The 22235-nt window shown below is 64.1% G+C and carries 12 protein-coding genes; 3 read left to right on the top strand and 9 right to left on the bottom strand.

Annotation, left to right across the window (positions count from 1 at the left end; translation table 11 throughout):
* Positions 1-13 precede the first annotated feature (13 nt).
* Positions 14-1264, bottom strand: coding sequence for an MFS transporter (locus K0H48_RS00415; RefSeq protein ID WP_219265647.1), 1251 nt, complete (start codon positions 1262-1264; stop codon positions 14-16).
* A gap of 102 nt (positions 1265-1366) precedes the next feature.
* On the opposite strand from K0H48_RS00415, the gene K0H48_RS00410 reads away from it, so the two are divergent.
* Entirely contained in the window at positions 1367-2335 is a 969-nt protein-coding gene (locus K0H48_RS00410) for an AraC family transcriptional regulator (protein WP_219265645.1), read from the top strand.
* Positions 2336-2371: 36 nt separating this feature from the next.
* Here K0H48_RS00410 and K0H48_RS00405 read toward each other — a convergent pair whose 3' ends face one another.
* The 5 genes from K0H48_RS00405 to K0H48_RS00385 all read right to left on the bottom strand — a co-directional run bounded on the left by K0H48_RS00405 (position 2372) and on the right by K0H48_RS00385 (position 6898).
* Positions 2372-3133 (bottom strand): SDR family oxidoreductase, encoded by a 762-nt coding sequence (locus tag K0H48_RS00405; protein WP_219265643.1) that lies wholly within the window; start codon positions 3131-3133, stop codon positions 2372-2374.
* Between the two features lie 29 nt (positions 3134-3162).
* Positions 3163-3990, bottom strand: coding sequence for a DMT family transporter (locus tag K0H48_RS00400; protein WP_219265641.1), 828 nt, complete (start codon positions 3988-3990; stop codon positions 3163-3165).
* Positions 3991-4072: 82 nt separating this feature from the next.
* Positions 4073-4969 carry a transcriptional regulator GcvA gene (gene gcvA, locus K0H48_RS00395; RefSeq protein ID WP_219265639.1) on the bottom strand — a complete coding sequence of 299 codons (897 nt, stop codon included), beginning with the start codon at positions 4967-4969 and terminating at the stop codon, positions 4073-4075.
* 68 nt (positions 4970-5037) lie between these two features.
* Positions 5038-5883: a DUF1460 domain-containing protein gene (locus tag K0H48_RS00390; protein ID WP_219265638.1), complete on the bottom strand. Its 846-nt coding sequence runs from the start codon at positions 5881-5883 to the stop codon at positions 5038-5040.
* Positions 5884-5914: 31 nt separating this feature from the next.
* The gene (locus tag K0H48_RS00385) at positions 5915-6898 is read right to left on the bottom strand and encodes an AraC family transcriptional regulator (protein ID WP_257626793.1); all 984 of its coding nucleotides are present in this window, start codon (positions 6896-6898) and stop codon (positions 5915-5917) included.
* A 232-nt stretch (positions 6899-7130) separates the two neighbouring features.
* On the opposite strand from K0H48_RS00385, the gene K0H48_RS00380 reads away from it, so the two are divergent.
* Positions 7131-9185, top strand: a complete 2055-nt coding sequence (locus K0H48_RS00380) for a TonB-dependent receptor (protein WP_219265636.1) — start codon at positions 7131-7133, stop codon at positions 9183-9185.
* 179 nt (positions 9186-9364) lie between these two features.
* On the opposite strand, the gene K0H48_RS00375 is transcribed toward K0H48_RS00380, so the two are convergent.
* Genes K0H48_RS00375 through K0H48_RS00365 form a run of 3 tightly spaced genes read right to left on the bottom strand, consistent with a single transcriptional unit; the run spans position 9365 to position 15489 of the window.
* Positions 9365-11512 (bottom strand): TonB-dependent receptor, encoded by a 2148-nt coding sequence (locus K0H48_RS00375; RefSeq protein ID WP_219265634.1) that lies wholly within the window; start codon positions 11510-11512, stop codon positions 9365-9367.
* A gap of 33 nt (positions 11513-11545) precedes the next feature.
* Entirely contained in the window at positions 11546-14608 is a 3063-nt protein-coding gene (locus tag K0H48_RS00370; protein WP_219265632.1) for an ABC transporter permease, read from the bottom strand.
* Entirely contained in the window at positions 14605-15489 is an 885-nt protein-coding gene (locus K0H48_RS00365; protein ID WP_219265630.1) for an ABC transporter ATP-binding protein, read from the bottom strand. Before K0H48_RS00365 ends, K0H48_RS00370 begins: the two co-directional genes overlap by 4 nt.
* Positions 15490-15787: 298 nt before the next feature.
* Between K0H48_RS00365 and K0H48_RS00360 the strand changes: the two genes are divergently transcribed.
* Positions 15788-22207 carry a non-ribosomal peptide synthetase gene (locus K0H48_RS00360; RefSeq protein WP_219265628.1) on the top strand — a complete coding sequence of 2140 codons (6420 nt, stop codon included), beginning with the start codon at positions 15788-15790 and terminating at the stop codon, positions 22205-22207.
* The last annotated feature ends 28 nt before the right edge of the window (positions 22208-22235 follow it).

Below are 22235 nucleotides of genomic sequence, written 5' to 3'. Positions count from 1 at the left end.
TTGGCAAACTGGATCAAAGGTGCAACGCAGGTTTGGACTGGCGAATGACATGTGTAGAAGGCACGCGGACACGCAGCGCAATCAGCAACGCGGCCAGTAGCATCAGCACGGCCGCGGCGACGAATACACCCGCGCTGCCACCGAGGCTGAACACCGCACCACCAGCGGCGGCGCCCGTTGCGATGGCGGACTGTACCGAGGCCACCACCATGCCCCCGGCGCTTTCTGCCTGGTCAGGCACCGCGCTGGCGACCCAGTTCGACCACGCCACCGGCACGCCACCAAAGGCCAGGCCCCAGATCGCCAGCAGGACCGCCTGCCCCGGCACCGAGGCCGGCAACAGCACCAACGCCAGTGCGGCGACACCGACCAGTGCGGGCATCAACACCAGCGTGGCCAGCGGGTAGCGCTCCAGCAGCCTGCCGGCCAACAGCGTGCCGACGAAGTTTGCGACACCAAACCCCAGCAGCATCAGTGACAGCCCCTGGGCGCCGATACCCGTAGTCCCCTCGAGGAATGGCCGAACATAGGTGAACATCGCGAAGTGCCCGCTGTGCACCAGCACACAACCGAACATCCCCATGGCGATGCCTGGGCGCAGCAACACCTCGAGCACCGTGCGCAGGCGTGCCGGCCGGCGCGGCGCAAGGCGCGGCAGAGTGAACGCCTGGAAACCCAGGGTTACCATGCCGACCGCCGCCGCGGCAAAGAACGCGCTGCGCCAGCCATACAGCCCACCCAAATAGCTGCCCAGCGGTACTGCCACGACCGTACCGATGGCAATGCCGCTGAAAATGATCGACAACGCCCGGGGCAACAAGGCACTCGGCACCAGGCGCATCGCTACCGCCGCCGCCATGCTCCAGAAGCCGCCAAGGGCTACGCCCAGCAAGATGCGCATCAACAACAGCACCGCGAAGCTGGAGGAAACGGCGACCAACAGATTGGAGGCGACCATCAACGTCGAAAAACCCAGCAACACCCAACGGCGGTCGATGCTGCGGGTCAGGCCTGGCACTAACAAGCCGGCGAATAGCGCCACCACGGCCGTCACGGTCACTGCCTGGCCAGCCAGCGCTTCGGACACGCCCAGGTCAGTCGCCATCAGCGTCAACAAACTGGCCGGAAGGTACTCAGCGGTCAGTAAGCCGAACACCCCCATAGCCAGCGAAAATACTGCCAACCACGCGGGGGTTGCAGGTTCCAGGTCCGAGTCGACGCTGGTATGGCAGTCGGAAACGGTATTACACACATAGTCAGTCATTGCACGGATCTCCCAATCTTCATGGCGAGCCGCAGTCTAGGCGCGGGAATCCGGATGATCTATGATCTAAAGTCTCTAGTTTTTGACTGAAACACCTGAACGATGCCTACAGATCAGTTTGCGCTCTCCTCGGATCTCATCAACGAACTGCTACGCGGCATGCGCTTGCGCGGGGTCGAATACCGGCGTATCCAAACGGGCCCGACCTTCGGTTTGGGCTTCGCGGAAAAACCTGGGCACGCGTGGTTCCACTTCATGGCCGTCGGCACTGCGGTGTTGAAGATGGAGGACGGAACCACCTACGCGCTGTCTGCCGGCAACGCCGTGTTTATTTCCCATGGCGCGGCCCATCAACTGCTTTCCCATACGGACGTGCCTGTTCAAGAGATCGACCGTTTAGACGGCGCGCACCTCGGTGACACCGTCAGCGCGGTGGATACCGGAACCGACGGCAACCCCACGCCGAGCACTATTGTGTTCAGTGGCTGCATGGAGTTTGAACTGGGCAGCATTCATGGTCTCGGTCGGCTGATGCCGGGCCTGATGCTGATTGATGCCGGTGGCCAGCGTTACCCCGGGCTGGTGCCGATCCTCACCACCATGGAACGCGAGGTCAGCGCCGCCCGTGTCGGCTTCGCCGGTATCCTCGCGCGGCTGGCCGACGTGGTGGCGGCCATGGTCGTTCGCGGCTGGGTGGAGTGCGCCTGCGGCAATGCCTCTGGCCTGGTCGCCGCCTTGCGCGATCCACGCCTGGCCGGTGCGCTGCTTGCACTCCACCAACAACCGGGTCGCGAGTGGACCGTTGCGCAGTTGGCCGAGCACTGCAATACCTCGCGCTCGGTGTTCGCGGAGCGCTTTCAAGTGACTATCGGCATGGCCCCGCTGCGCTATGTCACCGAACTGCGAATGCGCCTTGCAAGCCAGTGGCTGACCCTCGAAAGGCTGCCGATTGAAGAGGTTGCGCAGCGCCTGGGCTACACCTCCCAGGCTGCCTTCAGTCGTGCATTCAAGCGCATTACCGGCCAGACACCGGGCTTGAGTCGCAAGGTGAGGCAGGCCGCTGTGAGTTGAACCCGAGCGCAGTAGCCGTTGATCCGTGCCTCTGGCTCATTTACCACCCGTCACGTCGAGGAATGTACCGGTAACGAAGGATGCCTCCGCGCTCGCCAGCCATAGAATCGCACGTGCCACCTCCTCGGGCTGACCTCCACGCCCCATTGGGATCGAGTCCTTGACCCGATCGACCCGCCCCGGCTCACCGCCACTGGCATGCATGTCGGTATAGATATGCCCGGGGCGAATACAGTTGACGCGTATGCCTTCGCGCGCCACCTCCTTGGCAAAGCCGATGGTGAACGTCTCCAACGCACCTTTTGACGCCGCATAGTCGACGTACTCGTTGGGGCTGCCGAGGCGCGCCGAGGCCGAAGAGACATTGATCACCACGCCGCCCGGGCCGTTGTGGCGGTAAGCCATGCGCTTCACCGCCTGTTGGGCACAGAGTATTGGCCCGATGGCATTGACCGCAAAGATGCGCTGCATCCGCTCAAAGCCGAGGTCTTCCAGGCGAGACTGAGGCGCCAGCGTCCCGGCGTTATTGACCAGTACGTCGATGCGTCCGAACGTGCGGTCGATGGCGGCGAACAAATCGGCCACCTGTTGAGGCTCCGCACTGTCGGCCCGCACCGCCAACGCCCTGCGTCCCAATGCTTCTACATCCGCAGCCACGGCCAGCGCTGCGGACTCGTTGGCAACGTAGCTGATAGCCACGTCATACCCTCTTTCGGCGGCCAGCCGGGCGGTGGCTGCCCCCACTCCACGACTGCCACCCGTGATGAGAATCAGCGGTGCCTGCGAGACGTTGTTCATTAAACCTAGCTCCTGAGCCGTTGGCTGTTTCAGCCGATGATGAGAGTGCCGCTGGCGATTACCATGCACGCCAGTATGCGGCGTGCGGTGAGGGTCTCTCCGAGAAACACATAGCCGATCAACGCCGCAAACAGCACGCTGGTTTCGCGCAGTGCCGATACCGCGCCCAGGGGCGCTTCGTTCATGGCGTAGATGACCATTCCATACGCAAGCAAAGACACCAGCCCGCCGACCACCGCAGTCACTGTTCCAGGCCGCACGCAGAACAAGCTGCGGCTGTCGCGCAGGCCGATGTAGACCAGCGGCATCAGCACGCCCCACAGTGCGCACATCCACACCGTGTAGGCAAGCGGCGCACCGGAGAGCCTCGCGCCGATGCCGTCGACCACGCTGTAGGCGGCGATAAAGCCGCCCGTTCCCAGCGCATAGGGAAGGCTGGGAACCGACAGGCTGCGCCCTTTGAAGGCCAGCGAAATAATCCCACCGGACACCAGCACAATACCCAGTAACTGGCCAGGCGTGATGCTTTCTCCGGCAAACACGGCGGCACCGAAGGTGATCAGCACCGGCGACGAACCACGTGAAATCGGATAGACCTGCCCCAGGTCGCCGACCCGGTAACTGCGCACCAGAAACAAGTTGTAGCCCACATGCAGCAACGCCGACAACAGCGCATAGCCCCAGCTTTCAATCGCGGGAGGCGCCATGAAGGGTGCAGCAACGACACTGGCGATGGCGATGGCAATGCACATCACCGTCATGGACCACAGCCGATCGGCGCCGCTACGCAGCAGCGCGTTCCAACTGGCATGCAGGAGCGCGGCGAACAACACGAGGAACACGAGATGAATAGGCATGCGCCACTGTAGGCAATCCTAAGCCTGGGCTAAAGCGAAGTCTCCTCATTGCAGCATGAGCAAATACTCATAATCCACTGATCTACGCCTGTACTTTCAGCGCCTCGCCGACCAGCCATTGGCGAAAGCTGGCGATGTGCGGTTGCGCTTCAATACCCTTGGGGCAGACGAAGTAGTAAGCCAGCGGCGATGGCAGCGGTATATCGAACAGCCGCACCAAACGGCCATCGCTGATTTCATTCTCGACATGCCCGCTGCGCACCAATGCCACGCCCTGGCCGAGCAAGGCCGCCTCGAGCGTCATGTTGGTATCCCCAAACCTGACGCTCTCCTTGAGCGGCAAATAGGCCAAGCCGACGGTTTCAAACCACGCCTCCCACTTCGGCACCAACTCGGCGCCATCGCGCGTCAGCAGCGGCAAGTGCAGCAAGTCTGCGGGGCTCTGCGGCATCCCCACGCGTCGCAGCAGATCGGGACTGGCCACAGGAAACACCTGCTCCCCAAACAGGAATTCCGAATGTAAACCCGGGTAATTTCCCTTGCCGAGCCTGATCGCAACATCTGCCTGGCCACGAGAGAAATGGATGACTTTATCCGTGGTGTCCAGCGAGACCAACAGCTCGGGGTGCTGACGGGCCAGACGTGGCAAGCGTGGCAGCAACCATTTGAGCGCGAAGGAATAGGTGGTGCTGACGCTGAGTCGAACCCTGCCCTTTTGCTCGCGCAAGTCACCCAACGTCGCCTCAAGGCTGATGAAAAACTCGCGCACGATGGGCGCCAGCGTAGCCCCCGCTGCCGTGAGGCGTAACGCCTTGCCTCGCTCAAACAACTGCACGCCCCAAAGCGCCTCCAGATGCTTGAGCTGGTGACTGACCGCGCTTTGCGTAACATGTAGCTCCTGGGCGGCGGCCGTAAACGTCGGGTGGCGGGTCGCAACTTCAAAAGCACGCAAGGTCGCAGTGGGCGGCAGATCTCTCATGGGGGCGGTATCCAGCGAGTTATCGGAAAAGCGCTGGCATGAACGTTAGCTCAAGCAGCCGCCAACATCTACTCCTTCGCCCTCAGCACAACAATCCCCGGTGTATTAGCCACATACGCCAGAAACGGCGAATCCACCACCTTCTGACTGCCTGAATGCGAGGACGCATTGCGCAGTACGGGGCCTTTATCTGTCTTGATAAAGAAGCCGACATGGGTCACATCCAGCCCGGCCAAGGGCGTATAGATGCCAATAAAATCGCCCTCGTGCAGGCGATTGATGACCGTCTTGTCGATAAAGCCAGCGGGAATGTAGGTCACCGTGCGCAGGACTACGGGCAGGCCAGGCAGGTAGGCACTGCCGTCGGCTTTTTGGTTGAGTAATTTTTGACTGCGTACCGCGTGGGCGCTTATCTGCGCGGTGATGTCTTCAGCCGGCGTGTACCTGCCGCTGTAGGCCCAATCGGTATAGAAGTGCTTACGGTTGAAGAAGCCGATGTCGCCGTCAACATAACGCGTGCGCAGCAGATTTTTCAGAAAGTCCGATTGGGCGGTCGATTGCCGCAAGGCCTGAACGTAATCCAGGTAGGTAAAGCAATCCAGGCCGCGGAAATCGACCACCAGCTGTTCGGGCGTGTTCAGTGAACCCTGCAATTTATTGGCAACATAGGGCGTGCCTAAAAAGGCCTCCGAGATGAGACCGATCTGTTGGCCGGTGCCAAGTAGCCGGTAGTTTGGGCGCTCTTGCAGGATCGCATTCAGCTTCCCGGCAGTGTAAGGGTCCAGGCGTGCAGCGGGTGCCAGCGATGCATCCTGCTGACGTTCAACCGCGTGATTACCGGTGGTTGCCCCCGACGTACCGCACCCCGCCAACCCCATCGAAATCAACACAAAAACAAAAAAAGGTGTACGCATCTAACTCATCACTTATCCAAAGGGCATCCGATCATAGCGTTGAAAGCGCTTTGCCTCTGCCGCCATTTTTGAGCATCGACGGGTTGATCCCGAATTGCTTGCGAAACGCGGTGGCGAAATGGCTGGCGTTGGCGTATCCCAGGTCCGAGGCGATGCGCATCACTGATTCATTGCCACTCATCAAGCGGCTGCGCGCCTGGATCATGCGGGTCTGTTGGAACATGCCGTAGACGCTATTGGCAAACAATTGCCGAAAGCCACGGGTCAGCTTGGGCTGGCTCAGCCCGGATTCGCGCGCCAGCTCGGACAAGCTCGGCGCCTTGCCCAGGTCTTCGAGCAAGCGGTCGCGGGCACGCACCAGGCGCTGTCGGTCGGTGTGGCTGACCCGGCAGGTGCAGGTGGCGTCCTGACGCGCCTCCAGGAATAAACTTACCAGCGTGACACTTTGCCCATACAGCCACAGGCTGCTGCGCGGCGGGGTCGGCGGCAGTTCGCTGCCCTGCCCCATCGCCATGCCCAGCATGTGCGCGGTCGCGCTCATTTCACCGCTGCGGTGGCCGTCGAGGAAGCAGTGCTCACACGCCAGGGCTTTGTGCAGCAGCGGGTCCAGCGTCAACTCCCACTGTGCAAGCAATTCGGGGCGGATCATCACCGTGATGTTGTCGATTTCGCCGTGCTGGTGATAAAGGCCATGGCGGCAACGCCCAAAGCTGATGTTGCCAGCGCCTTCGTCAATCGCGTAGCGACGTTGCCGGCGACCATCGCGAAAGCTGCACGCGGCCTTGCCTTTGAGCACATTGGTAAAGCTGAAATGGATGCACTCGCTGTCGTCCTGCAAAGGCAACTCGACCGGCTGCTCGAACGTGCTTTGCCAGCGCACGATGTCCAAGCCGTCCTGCAATGTGACGCGGGTAACTCGGCATTGCGCTCCTGGGCCGAGGTCGCCCCCATAGCCTCCCGTAATGATTCGCGAGACCGGCATCGGCTCCCCTGCGCCTCCTTGAACGGCTGACATCGTAAATCTCCTGGTTGACCGGATACGGCTCGAATCAGATCACATCGGGGTAGATCTGCGCAATTGATAATTATTAGCATTTGGCGCGCCACACAGGCTTCGCCCATTCGCCGCTGCTCCAGCGCAACGCGCGCCGATCAGAATCCTCACTCAAGGTCCCATCATGTCTGCACGATGCAACACGACGGCTACCCGCCAATCTTGCTACAAACGTAATACTATAACAATAGCCATGAGCTTGACACTGGCCAATACGGTCTTCGCCGCCAGCACCACTGAACCCTTGCAACTGCCGGCCTCAACGGTGACGGCGCGCATGGAGCAGGAAGATCCCAAGGAAGTGCCGATCAGCCTCAGTGTTATCAACGGCGAGCAATTGCGCACTCAGCGCCTGGACACCTTGGAAAGCGCCCTGCGCAGCACCTCCGGGGTCAGCGTCAACTCTTCCGGTGGGCCGAATGACTTCAACGTATTGATCCGTGGCGTCGGCTCGCTGTACCAGATGTCGATGGATGACAGCTCGGTGGCCTTCAATATCGACGGCGTGCCGGTGTCATCGCGCAGCCTGGGTTTCGGCACCCTCGACCTCGACCGCATCGAGGTGCTCAAAGGGCCACAGGGCACGCTGTCCGGTGCGATTGGCCAGGCTGGCGCGGTGAACATCACCACCCGCCAACCCACCCGCAAACTGGAAGGCTATGTGCGCGGTGAAGTCGGTGGAAAAGGCCAGTTCCTCACCGAAGGCGCAATCGGCGGGCCGCTCAGCGACAGCTTCAGTGGCCGCCTGGCAGTGCGGCGTGCCGGCTACGACAGCTGGATCGACAACGACCAGACTCACCATCCCATCACCAAACCACGCAACGAAGCCTATCGCGGCAGCCTGCTGTGGGACCTTAACGACGACACCCACGTGTTGTTCAGCGCCGAACGCCAGCAGACCGAACGCGCCACCAACTCACTGGTACTGCGCCCCTATGGCAGCCACCCCAGCCTGGACCTGACGCGTGGTTTGTTCGATGACAACGACAAAACCACCGAGCGCTACACCATCAAGGTCGATCACGACTTCGCCAACAGCCGCCTGACGTCCACAACTGCCACCTCCACCGCCGACTTCGAAGGCTTGATTGCCTACGACAGCAAACTGATGGGCGCCCTGTACGGCACGCCCAGCGAGTTCTGGGTGGTGGACAAATCCTTTGAGCGCAACTGGAGCCAGGACCTGCACCTGAGTTCCCTGCCCGACTCCGAGGTGTTCTGGGTCGCGGGCGTTGCCGCCAGCCGCAACAACCGCAGCTACGACACCCCGCGCAATACCTACGGCACCGCCAGTGCCAAGTTTCGCGACTTCACTACCACCACCTATGCGGGTTACGGCGAAGTCACCTTCCCGCTCAGCGAGCGCCTGAAACTCACCACCGGCTACCGCCATTCGTGGGATCGCAAGACCTACAACGGTGAGTACTTTTCCGGCTCCAGTGCCGTGGATGATTCACGCAAGTTGACCGATCACTATGGCACCGGCCGCGCCGCGCTGAGCTACGCCCTCACCGCGCAGACCAACGTCTACGTGCAACTGGCCAGGGGTTATAAATCCGGTGGGTTCAATGACTATGCATCGCAGGTCAGCGACAGCCAGCCCTATAAAGCTGCCGTCAGCAAGGCCGCCGAACTGGGCTTCAAAAGCGAGACTGAGGACCGTCGCGGCAGCCTCAATGGCGCACTGTTCTACACCCGCGTACACGACGATCACCTGCTCGGCTACGACGCTGCCACCTTCGCCACCAACGCCTTCAACGCCGACACCCGCACCCGTGGCGCCGAACTGGAAGGCAGCTGGCGTTTCGACTACGGCCTGACACTGGCCGCCAGCGCCACCTACCTCGACGCCAGGATCACCAGCGGCGTGCAAGGCATCCAGGCCGGTGACGTCGCCGCAGGCAACCGCACGCCGGATGTGCCGCGCTGGAGCGGTAACTTCAACGCCAGTTGGAAACACCCGCTGGGCAGCTTCGCCAGCCTGGGCGAAACCACACTCAATACCAGCCTCAATTACCACCTGGTGGGCGAACGCGCGGCGGACCCGCAAAACCACTTCAACCTGGACAGCTACGAGAAACTCGACCTGCGCGCAGGCCTGGAAAGCCAGTTTGGCGAAGTCTATGCCTTCGCTGACAACCTGCTGAACCAGACCTACGACACCTACGGTTTCTACAGTGACCCGGTGGCCTACGGTGCCCCGGCACGGCGGCGCACGTTGGGTGTTGGTTACACCTACTCGTTTTGACCCACTGGAGCAAAATACCCCTGTGGCGAGCAGGCTTGCCCTGCGCTGGGTTGCGCAGCGACCCCAATCCAGGCGACTCGATAGCCGCTTAATAGGACTGGGGCTGCGTTGCAGCCCAACGCAGGGCAAGCCTGCTCGCCACAGTGAGCGTGTTTCTGTTCACCAGCTTTGAGCGGCTTTTAGAAGGTGTAGCTATACCCCACACCCGCCGAGCGCCCGCGCCCTGGCATGCCGGTCAACACCTGGTCGGTGGAATAGGCGCCATACAGGTCATACCGCGCATCCAGCAGGTTATCTCCCCACAGGTAAACCTCAGAACCGCCGCTCTCAACCCCCACATGCAAGTCGAGCTTGGCGTAACCCTTGAGGTCATAGTGATTCTGCGGGTCGGCCGGGCGGTTTTTCTGCACGCGATAATTGAGCAAGGTATTGAGCCGCGGTGCGGGCAACCCCAGCAGCGCGCCCAGGGGCTTGTTCCAGGCGACGCTGAAATTACCACTCCACAACGGCACATCCGGCACCCGGCTGCCCGCGGCCACATCACCGCCGGAAACGCCCGGCGCATTCGAGGTGACGACCGCATTCGTGTAGGTCACGGCACTGCCCAATGTCAGCTCATCGGTGACGTGCCAGCTGCTCGACAACTCGGCGCCCTTGCTGCGCGTGTCGGCGTTCACCGCACTGACGGCCAGGCTTTTGAAGTCGTAACCGAGCAAGTGGTCATCCTGCACCCGGGTGATAAACAGCGCGCCTTCCAGACTCAGCTCGCCGCCTGCACTCTCATGCTTGAAGCCGACTTCGGCGGAATTCACCTTGGCCGCCTTGTAGGGCTCACTGTCTTTGATCGACGTGGCGTAATCGTTAAACCCTGCGGATTTGTAGCCCCGCGACAGCACCGCGTACAGGTTGGTCTGCGGTGTCCAGGCGTAACTCAGGGCCACGCGCCCGGTGCTGTAGTTGTCCTGCAAACGCCGGTGGTCACTGACCAGGTTGCCGGCGCTGGAATAATCGGCGCCGTAGGTCTTGCGGTCCCAGGTATGGCGCAAGCCGGTGGTGAGTTTCCAGTCCTCGGCAATCGGAAATGTCACCTCGCCATAGGCGGCATAACTGTTGGTGCTGAAGTCACGCAACTGCTGGGCGCCGTTGGTGAAGTTGGCGGAATCGAAGCTGCGCTCGGAACGCGACAAGTTCAGCCCCGTGACCCAGAACACCTCGGCATCCGCCAACGAGCCCAGGCGCAGGTCCTGGCTCCAAACCCGCTCATGGGCCGAGTCCTCGATCAGGTACTCAAACGGTGAGCCATACAGCGCTTGGGTGATGTTGCGATCGTAGCCCTTGACCGCGTTAAAGTCGGTGCTGGTATAGGCGCTGATCGAGGTAATCCGCGCCTGCGCCAGGTCATGGTTGAGCTCGAAGGAGTAACGCTCGTTGGTCTTCTGGTTGCCATTGAACGTGCCCGGTGTGTAATCCAGGCTCGGGCGGTTGCCGAAGGGGCGCAACATCTCCAGCCCGGCATAGTGGTCGGCGCGCTGGCGCTCGGCGGTCAGCAGGCCGGTGGTGCCCTGGTCGTTGTCCCACAGCAGGCTGCCACGCAGGGCCAGGTCGCGGGGTTTGGTCAGGGGGTCGCCGTCCTGTTGGTCGTCTACCCAGTTATCAAACCCACTGCGACGCACCGCGATGCGCCCCGCCAGGGTGTCGGTTAACGGCCCGCCCACTGCGCCTTCGGTCATGAACTGGCCTTGCTGGCCGACTTCACCGCGCACATAACCTTCGACCTCACGGGTGGGTTTACGCGTGGTCACGTTGATCGCCCCCGCTTCGCTGTTGCGCCCGAACAACGTGCCTTGCGGGCCTTTGAGCACCTCCACTTGCTGGACGTCGAGGGTCGCCATCGCCGCGTTGCGCACCGACATCGGCACGCCGTCCACATTCAGCACCACCGAGCCGTCGTCCATGCTCATCTGGTTCAGCGAGCCCACGCCACGGATACGCACGTTGGCGTCATTGGCACCGCCCCAGGAGTTCACATCCACCCCAGGCGTGGTGCGCAGCGCATCTTCCAGAGTGCGCAAACGCCGGGTCTCCAGGGTTTGCCCGTCGAGCACCGACAGGCCAAACGGAATGTCCTTGGCGCTTTCCTGGTTAAGCCGTGCGCTCACGGTGACCGGTGCCAGTTCGATGGCATTGGCACTGGCAGGCGGTTGATAGTCGGCGGCGTAGGCCGTGCACATCTGGCTCGATAACGTCAGCGCCAGGGTTTGGGTCAGCACATTGGCGCGCCAGCCCAGCGGGCGGCGCAGCGGCTGGATAGACAGTTCAGGTGACATGGGAAAGCTCCAAAAGGCAGGGATGGTTCAAATTCATGGCGCAGGCCCCCAGCGCTTGAGCGCGGTGGCGATCACCTGATCGCTGGGCTCGCCCAGCAATGGCTGGATTGCGGCGGGCCATCCCTGGCCGTTGCGGACAGCGGCGGTCATCGCCGTCAGTTGTGCAGGAGTTTGCGCAGCCACCCAATCCAGACTGGCCAGCGGTGCGTAGGCCGCAGCCCAGCCGTTTGCGCGGGCATCGGCCAGGGTGGCGATGGGTTCGCCGTCGTTACCCAAGGCGCGGGTCAGGTCCTCGGCCAGCAGTTTCACCAGGGTTGCGCGGGCTTCAGCGCCGTCGGTATCGCCCACACACAACAGCCCCACCGCAGTGGCCACGCCCTCGCTCAACCACAGGTAACCGGGGGCTTGGCGCAGGTTGCTGGCGTCGATAAGCTGCCGGCGTGCGAGCAGTTCGGCGATATGCGCACGCCGCGTCCAGCGCCCAACGCCCACCGGCGCCACATCCCAGTTCGGCGACTGGCTGAGCAATAAATGGCCGTGGCTCAAACGGCTCGCGCCCATACCCGTGGGCCACTGGCGCAGTTGCACAGCGCTCGGGGGATTACCCAGGCGCCGCGCCACACAGGCACTCATCAGGTCGAGGTCTTGGTGTATCTGCGCGGCAGTCTGTTGGCGGCTGGCATCAGCAGCCAACGGCCCGCCATAGGCAAAGTCCAGCGGCCCGGTGCTGCTGCCGGTGAAGGCTTGGCCATCCATCTCGACCTGCCAATGCCAATCTCCCGCCGGTGCCACGGCCTCTAAGGACACCGCCGAACCTGCCGGCAACTGCGGCGGCTCGGGCGTCAGGCCCGCTTCGGCACGTTGCACCGGCGCACGCAGCAAGCGCTCACTGTCCAGCCCCAGGCGCGGCACCACGCGGCGCGCTTCCAGCCACACACCCTGCGGGCCCAACCAGAATGCTTCGCCTTCGGACGGCCAGCCGTTGGCGCTGACACGCCAGTTCAATTGCACACTGCAACCGCGCGCCGCGCAGTCACCCAGCGGCACGCGCAGATGCTCTCCGGCCTGCTCGAAGGCTGCGGGGCGATCCATCACGCTGACCGCCGTCACTTGCAGGCCGGGCGGCAGTTCAGCGTCCAAATGGCTGGCGACCACTGCCTCCAGCGCCCACTGGCCTTGCACTTGCCGTGCTGCTGAATCGACATGAATCTGCAAGCGTCCACCCGCCACCTGCCAGGCGCTGGCCCCAGGCAACCAGCGTCGCTCCCAGTCAGCGCGCTCGGCACGCTCCTGGGCCACCGAGCGATAATCGCCCTGCTCCACCAGCTGCCGATGCAGCAATACGCCGCTGCCCAGCAAGCCGACGCCGCCCAAAGCCAACAGCGCACCGGGCAAACCGAACAAGCCTTGACGCGCCTCAACCAGACGCCGGCGCTGCGGGCCGCGCGGCAACGCCAACGCTGCCAGGCCGACCATCACCACACAGCCCGCCAGTTTCCACAGGGCCAAGGTGCCGATATACGGCAACCACGGCGCCCAGCCCGTGAGCAGTGACGCCGCCACGTGCGCAGGAATCGCCATGGCGTACGGCGGATAGGTGACCAGCCCCAACTCATGGTTGAGCACCAGAAAAAACGTCAGCAGCATCGACGCTGCATACGCCAGCCCCGAACGCCGCACGCAGGCGTGTACCAGCACCGTCAGCATCGCCAGTTCCAGCAGCGGCGGTGCGAACACCAGCGCCTGGTAGATCAACACAAAACCCGGCGCCAGGCTGTCAGGTGCGGCCATCGCACTGATCAGCAAGCTGGCGATACCCGGCACCAGCGCCAGCGCCAGTGTGGCCATCAGCACACAGGCGACCCGCCCCAGCAAGCGCAACCACGCCGGTGCCGCTGTGGCCTGCAACATCGCGCCCAAGCCTTCGACGTCATCGCGCCGACACACCAAGCCCACCAGGGCCGCGACGATAAACGCGATCACCAGAAACAACGCGCTCGAGAGCAACGGCAACGTCAGGTCGGCACGCGGCACCATCGGCCCGCGCGCATGCCACACGCCATGCACAAAACCACTGAGCACGCCCATCGCCAGCAGCAAGCCCAACGCCACCCAGCAAATACGCCGCGCAAACAATTGCCGCACCTGCCAGCGCGCCTCGCACCACAGCGCGAGCGGCCACTGGCTGGCGGTCAGCGGGCCAGGCAAGCGCAGGTTGCTCGCCAGCGCCATCGGCGGCTCCGCCAGCACTGCGCCGCTGCGCCGGCCCATTAAACCTTGACGATCCGTGCGTGCAAGGACCACCGCCAATACCAGCAAAGGCAGCCCGCACCACAACGCCCGGTTCAACCAGAACCCCGGGGTCAGCGCCAACAGCGCTTGGGATTTTTGCGCCGCACTCCAGGTTTCCACTTGGGCCTGGGCAAAGGTAAACAGCGACGGGTCCAGGCTGGCGGCCAGCAGTGGGTTGATGTGCCCGCTCTTGAGCACCACCACGGCGAACATCCACAGCAGCATCAACACCGTGGCCAGGCCAAACGGCGCGGCCAGGCCACGGCTGCGCAAGGCCAGCAGGTAATACAGCGCGCCGATGCCGGTACTCACCGGCAGCAACAAGGCCACCCAGGCAAACCCCAGCGCCGACCACATCGGCGCACCGATGCTGGCCGGCGGCACCCAGCCGAGCCAGCCCAACACCGGGCTGACCAGGAACCCGACGATCAACGAACTGGCGAGCACACCGCCCACCAGCGCCGCGCCAATAAAACGCCCCCACAACAGCGCCGGCAGTGACACCGGCAAGGCCAGCAGGACTTCTTCCAACTGCGCCTTGCGATCCCTCAGCGCGGGCTGGGCGAACACCCAGGCCCAGGCAAAAAACAGAAAAAACATGCAGCCGCACGACATCAGGTAAATCAGGCTCGGCGCATTGCGCGCGATATCGCTGGCGCCCATTTTCTGCACGTAATCGGCATTGGTCAGGGACATCAGCAAATAGCCGGTAAGCCCCAGGAACACCAACACCGGAATGCCGCTGCGCAACCCGGCGCGTGCCTCTACCCAGGCTTCACGCATCACTACCGCAAGGCTATTCATGGTGCGATGGCCTCACCGGCCTGGGCCAGCGCCAGGTAATAGATGTCTTCCAGGCGCGGCGCATGAGCGGTGAAGCGCGGGTCTGCGGGGCGCTCGCCATGCACGATCACGCGGCTGCCCTCGGGGCTTGCCGCCACATGCAAGGCGGCCGGCAACGGCTCGCCGCGGCCGAACGAGGCTTCCCATAACCGGCCCTGTTCGGCGCCGAGCAGATCGCCCGGGCGCCCTTCAACCAGAATCTGCCCGCCGGCCAGCACCGCCAGGCGGCTGCACAGGTTCTCGACGTCTTCGACGATATGGGTCGAGAGCAGCACAATCGACTCAGCGGCCACATCGGCCAGCACCCGATGAAAGCGGTTGCGTTCGGCCGGGTCGAGGCCCGCCGTGGGTTCATCGACAATCAACAGGCGTGGCGAGCCGACCAGCGCCATGGCAATGCCGAACCGGCGCAGCATGCCGCCCGAATAGGTCGCCAGCGCGCGGTGGGCCGCCTCCTGCAAGTTGACTTTTTGCAGCAACGCTTCGATTTCCTCGCGGCGCTGGCGGGTGTCGGTGCGGCCCTTGAGCCAGGCAAAACGGTCGAGTAAATCCCGCGCGCTCACCCCCGGATACGCGCCCAGTTGCTGTGGCAGGTAACCCAGGCGGCGCCGCAGGTGATCGCCATCGGCCAATACATCCACGCCATCCAAAGTAATGCTGCCCGCATCCGGTTGCTGCAAGGTCGCCAGGGTGCGCATCAGGCTGCTTTTGCCTGCGCCATTGGGGCCGAGCAAGCCATACATGCCCGGCCCCACGCTCAAGTCCACGCCACGCAAGGCTTCGACGCCGTTGTTGTAGCGCTTGCGCAGGCCGCGCACTTGTAAACCCGAATCGACTGACATCCGTTGCTCCATAAAGGACGTGCCCTGCAAGAGGGCGGCGAGCGACGGTAGTCAAGGCCGCAGACGCGGCTCTACCCGATTCAAGTCATTTTCCAACCGCATCCCGCGCCGCAAACAGCTTTTGGCCCCATCTCAGCATCGCCATCCTCCCATCACGGCAAACGGATACGGGGCTAAAACGATTCGATCCGGGTAGTCGCCAAAATGAGAATGACTAGCATCCTCTCCCATGCAATTGCCTGCCCCAGCGCCTGGGCCAACCCCGGCCCGGGCCCTAGCGATGAGAAGACGTTGAGCCATGGCCACTCCCAGCACCTCAACCGCAACACTGCTGCGCCAGTCCCTGTCCGAAGCACTCGGCCTGCCCGCCGAGCAGATTCCCCTGGACGCCAACCTGATCGAATGGGGGTTGGATTCCGTCACCCTGATTCGCCTCGCCGGCCAATGGCGCCGCCAAGGCCTGGCCGCGCGTTTTGCCGAGCTGGTGGCCGACCCGCGCCTGTCAGCCTGGCTGGTGCTGCTGGATGTGGCGCCACCCATGCCTGCCCCACTCAGCGCAAGCGTCGAAGACGCGCAACCCTTTGAGCTGGCGCCGATGCAACACGCCTATTGGGTCGGCCGCGCCCCCGGCCAACAGTTGGGTGGCGTGGCTGCGCACTTCTATAACGAGTTCGATGGCCGCGATGTTGACCCGATCCGGTTGGAAGCCGCCGTGCGCGCTTTGCTGGCGCGCCACCCGATGCTACGGGCGCAATTCCTGGAGGATGGCCGCCAGCAGATCCTCGCCCACAGCCCCTGGCCAGGGCTCAAGGTGCATGACCTACGCCAGGCCAGCGCCGAACAATCGCAGTTACGCCTGGAAGCCTTGCGGGCCGAACTGTCGCACCGTCAATTGGCGGTAGACCAGGGCCAGGTGCTGGATATCCAGCTGTCGCTGCTGCCCGACGGCACCCGCCTGCACCTGAACCTCGACATGCTCGCCGCCGATGCCTTGAGCCTGCGCACCTTGCTCGGTGACCTGGTGCAGCTGTATCGCCAGCAGCCCCTGCCGGCGCTGGGCTACAGCTTTGCCCGTTACCTGGCCCAAGCGCGCCTGGAACAGGCAGGTCCCGAGCAGCGTGCGCGTCATCAACAAGCGCGTGAATATTGGTTGCAGCGCCTCGACCAACTGCCCACGGCCCCACGCTTGCCGATCAAGGCTAACGGCGGCGAGCATCAGGTGCGGCGCCGTCACCACTGGTTGCCGCCGTCGCAGCGCCAAGCCTTTGACCGCCACGCCCGCGAGCATGCGCTTACGCCGGCCATGGCCCTGGCAGCGGTGTTTTGCGAAGCGCTGGGTGCCTGGAGCGAAACGCCCGAGCTGTTGCTCAACTTGCCACTGTTCAACCGCATGCCGTTGCATGCCGATGTGGAGCGCCTGGTCGGCGACTTCACCTCGTCGATCCTGCTGGCCTGGGACGGTCAGGTAACCGGCAGCTTTGCTACACGTGCCAAGGCCCTGCAACGGCGCTTCCATACGGATGCGGCGCACAGTGCGTTTTCCGGCCTTGAGGTGTTGCGCGAGCTGTCCCGGCAACGCGGTGAGCAAGTGCTGGCGCCAGTGGTGTACACCAGCGCCCTGGGCTTGGGTGAGTTGTTCGCCGAGGGCGTACAGGACAGTTTCGGCCAACCGGCGTGGATCATTTCCCAAGGCCCGCAAGTGTGGCTCGACGCACAGGTCACCGAGCTGGACGGCGGCATTCTGGTCAACCTGGATGCCCGCGAAGGTTTGTTTGCCGACGGCGTGCTGGATGGTTTGTTCGAGGCCTACACCGGCTTGCTCGAGCGCCTGTGTTTTGAGTCCGCCGCCTGGCAGCAGGCGACTCCGGCACTGATCCCGGCCCGCCAGCTTGCGCTGCGCAATGCCAGCCAAGGCACGCCTGCGCCGTTGCCGGTCAAACGCCTGCACGAAGCATTTTTTGCCCAGGCACGGCGCACGCCCGAACTGCCGGCGCTGCTGCACGGCGAGCAGGCTGTGATCACTTACGCCGAACTGGCCGAGCATGCCCTGCGCGTAGCGGCTTACCTGGAAGGCCAAGGCGTGCAACGCGGTGATGTGGTCGCGCTGCAATTGCCCAAAGGCCCGGAACAGGTGATCGCGGTACTGGGTATCCTCGCGTGCAGTGCCACTTATTTGCCGATTGGTGTCGACCAGCCTGAAGCGCGCTGTCAGAAAATCTACACGTCGTCCGGCGCACGCTTGCTGCTCAACTCATTGCCTACCTCTGATAGCGCACTGGCCGAACCCCGGCCTGGCAGCATCAACGACTTGGCTTACATCCTCTACACCTCCGGCTCCACCGGCGAACCCAAAGGCGTGGAGATCAGCCACCTGGCGGCCGCCAACACGCTGGAAGACCTGCAACGGCGCCTGCAGCTGAACCACCAGGACCGCATCCTCGCGCTGTCGGCGCTGGAGTTCGACCTGTCGGTGTTCGACCTGTTTGCCGCACTGTCCACGGGCGCCGCGGTGATCGTCATTGAACCGCACGCGCAACGTGACGCCGCGCGCTGGCGTGAGCTGGCCTTGCAGCACCGTGCCACGCTGCTCAATTGCGTGCCGGCGCTGCTCGACATGCTGCTCGGCAGCGCCCCGGCGAACGCCCATCTGCCCTTGCGCGCGGTGTTGCTGGGCGGTGACAAAGTCGCGCCGGACCTGGCACCCCGCCTGTGGGCCCAGGCGCCCGGCTGCCGCTTTATGGCGCTGGGTGGCGCCACCGAAACCGCGATCCACTCGACCCTGTTCGAGGTGCTGCCCGGCCAGTCGCTGGATTGGCATTGCCTGCCTTACGGCACACCGCTGGATAACGTGCAGCTGCGCATTGTCGATCAGCACGGCCATGACTGCCCGGACTGGGTTGCGGGTGAACTGTGGATCGGCGGCAACGGCGTAGCCCAAGGCTATCGCGCTGACCCTGTGCGCAGCGCCGAACGTTTTGTCGATTACCAAGGCCTGCGCTGGTACCGCACCGGCGACAGTGCGCGCTACCACCCTGACGCGAATGTCGAGTTCCTGGGGCGCAGCGACTTCCAGCTCAAGCTGCGAGGCTATCGCATTGAAGCCGGCGAAGTCGAAAACGCCTTGTTGGCCTGCCCAGGGGTTGAACAGGCGGTGGCGCTGCTGGCCGGTCAGCAATTGGCCGCCGTGGTGCGCCTGGCTGACGGCCCTGCGCAACCCTCGCCGGTTGAACTGCCGGGCCTGGCCGAAAGCCTGCCGGCCTACATGATCCCGGCGCTGATCCTCGGCTGCGCGCAGTTGCCCTTGACCGCCAACGGCAAGGTCGATCGCCACACACTCAAGGCTTGGCTGAGCACTCACGGCACGCCTGCACTGCGCGAACTGTCACCACCCTGCGGCGCCATCGAGCAGCACGTGGCGCACGCCTGGCAGCAAGTGCTCGGCTGTGGTGAGGTCAGCCGTGAACACAGCTTCTTTGCCCTCGGCGGCGACTCCCTGAGCGCCACGCGCCTGGTGCGCCTGCTGGCCGAACAAGGCATCAGCGGTGCGCGCATCGCCCAGGTATTCGCCAAGCCGGTGCTCGCGCACTTTTGCGCAGGCTTGCAGCAACAGGCCCAGGCCGAACCCCTCCAGGCCATCGTGCCGGACCCGGCCCAGCGTCACGCGCCCTTTCCCATGACCGAGGTGCAGCAGGCCTACTGGCTGGGCCGCGACCCGAGCCTGGTGCTGGGCGGTGTGAGCTGCCACTTCTATCGTGAATACGACGTCGAAGACCTCGACCTGCCACGCCTGCAACAGGCATTGACGCGCCTGATCGAGCGCCACGACATGCTGCGTGCGGTGTTCGACCAATCGGGCCAGACGCGCATCCTGCAACAGGTGCCGGCGTTTGCCATTGGCCAAGGCCACGCCAGCCTCGAAGACCTGCGCGAACACTGCGCCCATCGGGTGTTCGATCCCGGCCAGTGGCCGCTGTTCGACGTGCAGGTGATGACCCACGGCCGCCACTCGCGGCTGGCCATCAGCCTGGACAACCTGATTGTGGACGCGCTGAGTATCCTGCGTTTCTACGCCGAACTCGACGCGCTATACCGCTCACCGGAGCTGACACTGGCGCCCCTGACGCTGTCGTTTCGCGACTATCAGCTGCAAGCCGCGCCTGCACCCGAGGAGCTGCAGGCCGCTCAAGACTTCTGGCAGCAACGCCTGCCCCAGTTGCCGCCGCACCCGCAACTGCCTCTCGCCGCCGACCCCGCCAGCCTGGGCCGGCCACGCTTCGAGCGTCTGGCCGGAAAGATTGACGCCCAGGCCTGGCAGGCGATCCTGGCCAAGGCCCAACAACACGGGCTGACCGCCTCAGCGGTGCTGCTCTGTGCCTTCGCCGAAACCCTTGGGCGCTGGAGCGCGCGGCCCGACCTGAGCCTCAACCTGACCTTGTTCGACCGCCGCCCGTTGCACCCACAGATCGATCAGGTGATGGGCGACTTCACCTCACTGACCTTGCTCGGCTATGCACCACTGCCAGGTGAACGCTGGCTTGAGCGTGCGCGGCGCACCCAGCACAGCCTGGGCGAAGCGTTGGACCATCGCTGCATCGGCTCGGTCAGCCTGCTGCGCCAATTGGCACGCAGCACTGGCGCGCAACAGGTGAGCATGCCCGTGGTGTTCACCAGTGCGCTGGGGGTGCCCGATGGCACTGCCGCGCCGGCCGATGGGCCGTTCGCGCATCAGGTCTTCGGCCTCACGCAGACGCCGCAAGTCTGGCTCGACCACCAGGTTGTGGAAGCCGAAGGCGGTATCGCCCTGAACTGGGACCGGGTGGTCGGGTTGTTTCCTGAAGGCCTCATCGAAGCCATGTTCGAGGCCTACCTGCACAGCCTCAATTGGCTGGCCGAACACACTTGGGACAGCGCCCCACCCGACTTGCTGCCGGTGGCCCAGGCGCAACAGCGTGCCCGGCTCAACGCGCCAGGCCATAGCGTGGCGGGCGATCCGAGCCTGCATCAGGGCTTTTTCCAGCACGCACGCCAGGCCCCGCAACGCCCGGCGCTGTTGTGGGGCGAACACGCCACACTGAGCTATGGCGAACTGGCCGAGCGGGCGTTGCGCATTGCCCGCAGCCTGGTGGACGCGGGGGTCATGCCCGGCGACCTGGTGGCGGTGTCGCTGGCCAAGGGGCCGCAACAGATTGCCAGTGTGCTGGGGGTTCTGGCCGCAGGCGCGGCGTACCTGCCGGTGGGTGTCGACCAGCCGTTACAGCGTTGCCAGCGCATCCTGCAACAGGCCGGCGTGACGCTGATGCTGGCCGAGCACGACCCGCAACTGCCCGGCGTGCAACATCTCTCGCCGTCTAGCGCCCTGCAAGCCGCGCCACTGCCCGCGCCCCGTGCGGTTGACGCCGGAGCGCTCGCTTACGTGATCTACACCTCCGGTTCCACCGGCCAGCCCAAGGGCGTGGAAACGACCCACCGTGCGGCGATGAATACCGTGGCCGAGATCAACCGTTGCTACGCCGTTGACGCGACGGACCGCCTGCTGGCCTTGTCGGCGCTGGACTTCGACCTGTCGGTGTACGACCTGTTCGGCTTGCTCTCTGCCGGTGGCGCGCTGGTGCTGATCGAGGAAGACCAGCGCCGCGATGCGCGGGCCTGGCTCAAGGCGCTGCAACAGCATCGCGTAACCCTGTGGAACAGCGTGCCGGCGCTGCTCGACATGCTACTGGCCGCCAACGCCCATGACCGCCAGCCGCTGGCGCTGAAGGTCGCATTGTTGTCGGGCGACTGGATTGGCCTCGACTTGCCGCAGCGCCTGCAACAGCAGGCGCCGGGGTGTCGCTTTATCGCCCTGGGTGGCGCCACCGAAGCGGCGATCTGGTCAAACCACTTCGAGGTGCAAAAGCCGCTGCCGGGCTGGCGTTCGATTCCCTATGGCGTGCCGCTGGCCAACCAGGCGTATCGGGTGGTGGATGCCCTGGGCCGTGACTGCCCGGACTGGGTCACCGGGGAACTGTGGATCGGCGGCGCCGGTGTCGCACGCGGCTACCGGCATGCGCCGCAGTTGAATGCCGAGCGCTTTGTGAATGGCTGGTACCGCACCGGCGACCTTGGCCGTTATCGACCCGGCGGCCTGCTGGAGTTTCTCGGCCGCGCGGACAGCCAGGTCAAAGTCCATGGCCATCGTATCGAGCTGGGCGAAATCGAAGCCGCCCTCGCCCGCCATCCTTGCGTAAACCAAGCCGTAGCGCTGGTCGCGGATAACCGCCTGATGGCCGCCGTGACCGCCAGCACCTGCGCCGACGTGCTCGCGCAGCACTTGGAAGACTGCCTACCGGCGTATATGCGCCCGGAACAGATCCTGGTGCTGGCGCAATTGCCGCTGAGCAGCAACGGCAAGGTCGACCGCCGTGCGTTGCTGGCGCCCCTGGCCGCCGCCGCCCAGTCACGCCCCGCCGTGGACGAGCAACCCCTGAGCCACAGCGAACAGTTGATTGCCGAGCTTTGGCAGCAACTGCTCAACGTGCCGAACGTAGCGCGCCACGACAATTTTTTCCGCCTCGGCGGCGACAGCCTGCTGGCCACGCGTTTTCTCGAACTGCTGCGCACCCGCCTGGGCCTGGACCTGCCCATGGGCCAACTGTTCGGCGCCGCCAGCTTGATGGAAGTGGCCCAGACCCTCGAGCGCCAGCCCAGCCCACATGCCGTTGAAGAGGGTGTCGTGTGATGCCCGCGCAAACCGATTTTTTTCCAGG

The sequence above is a fragment of the Pseudomonas sp. Xaverov 259 genome (assembly GCF_019352915.1).
GTDB lineage: Bacteria > Pseudomonadota > Gammaproteobacteria > Pseudomonadales > Pseudomonadaceae > Aquipseudomonas.
This window is presented reverse-complemented; position numbering and strand designations above follow the sequence as displayed.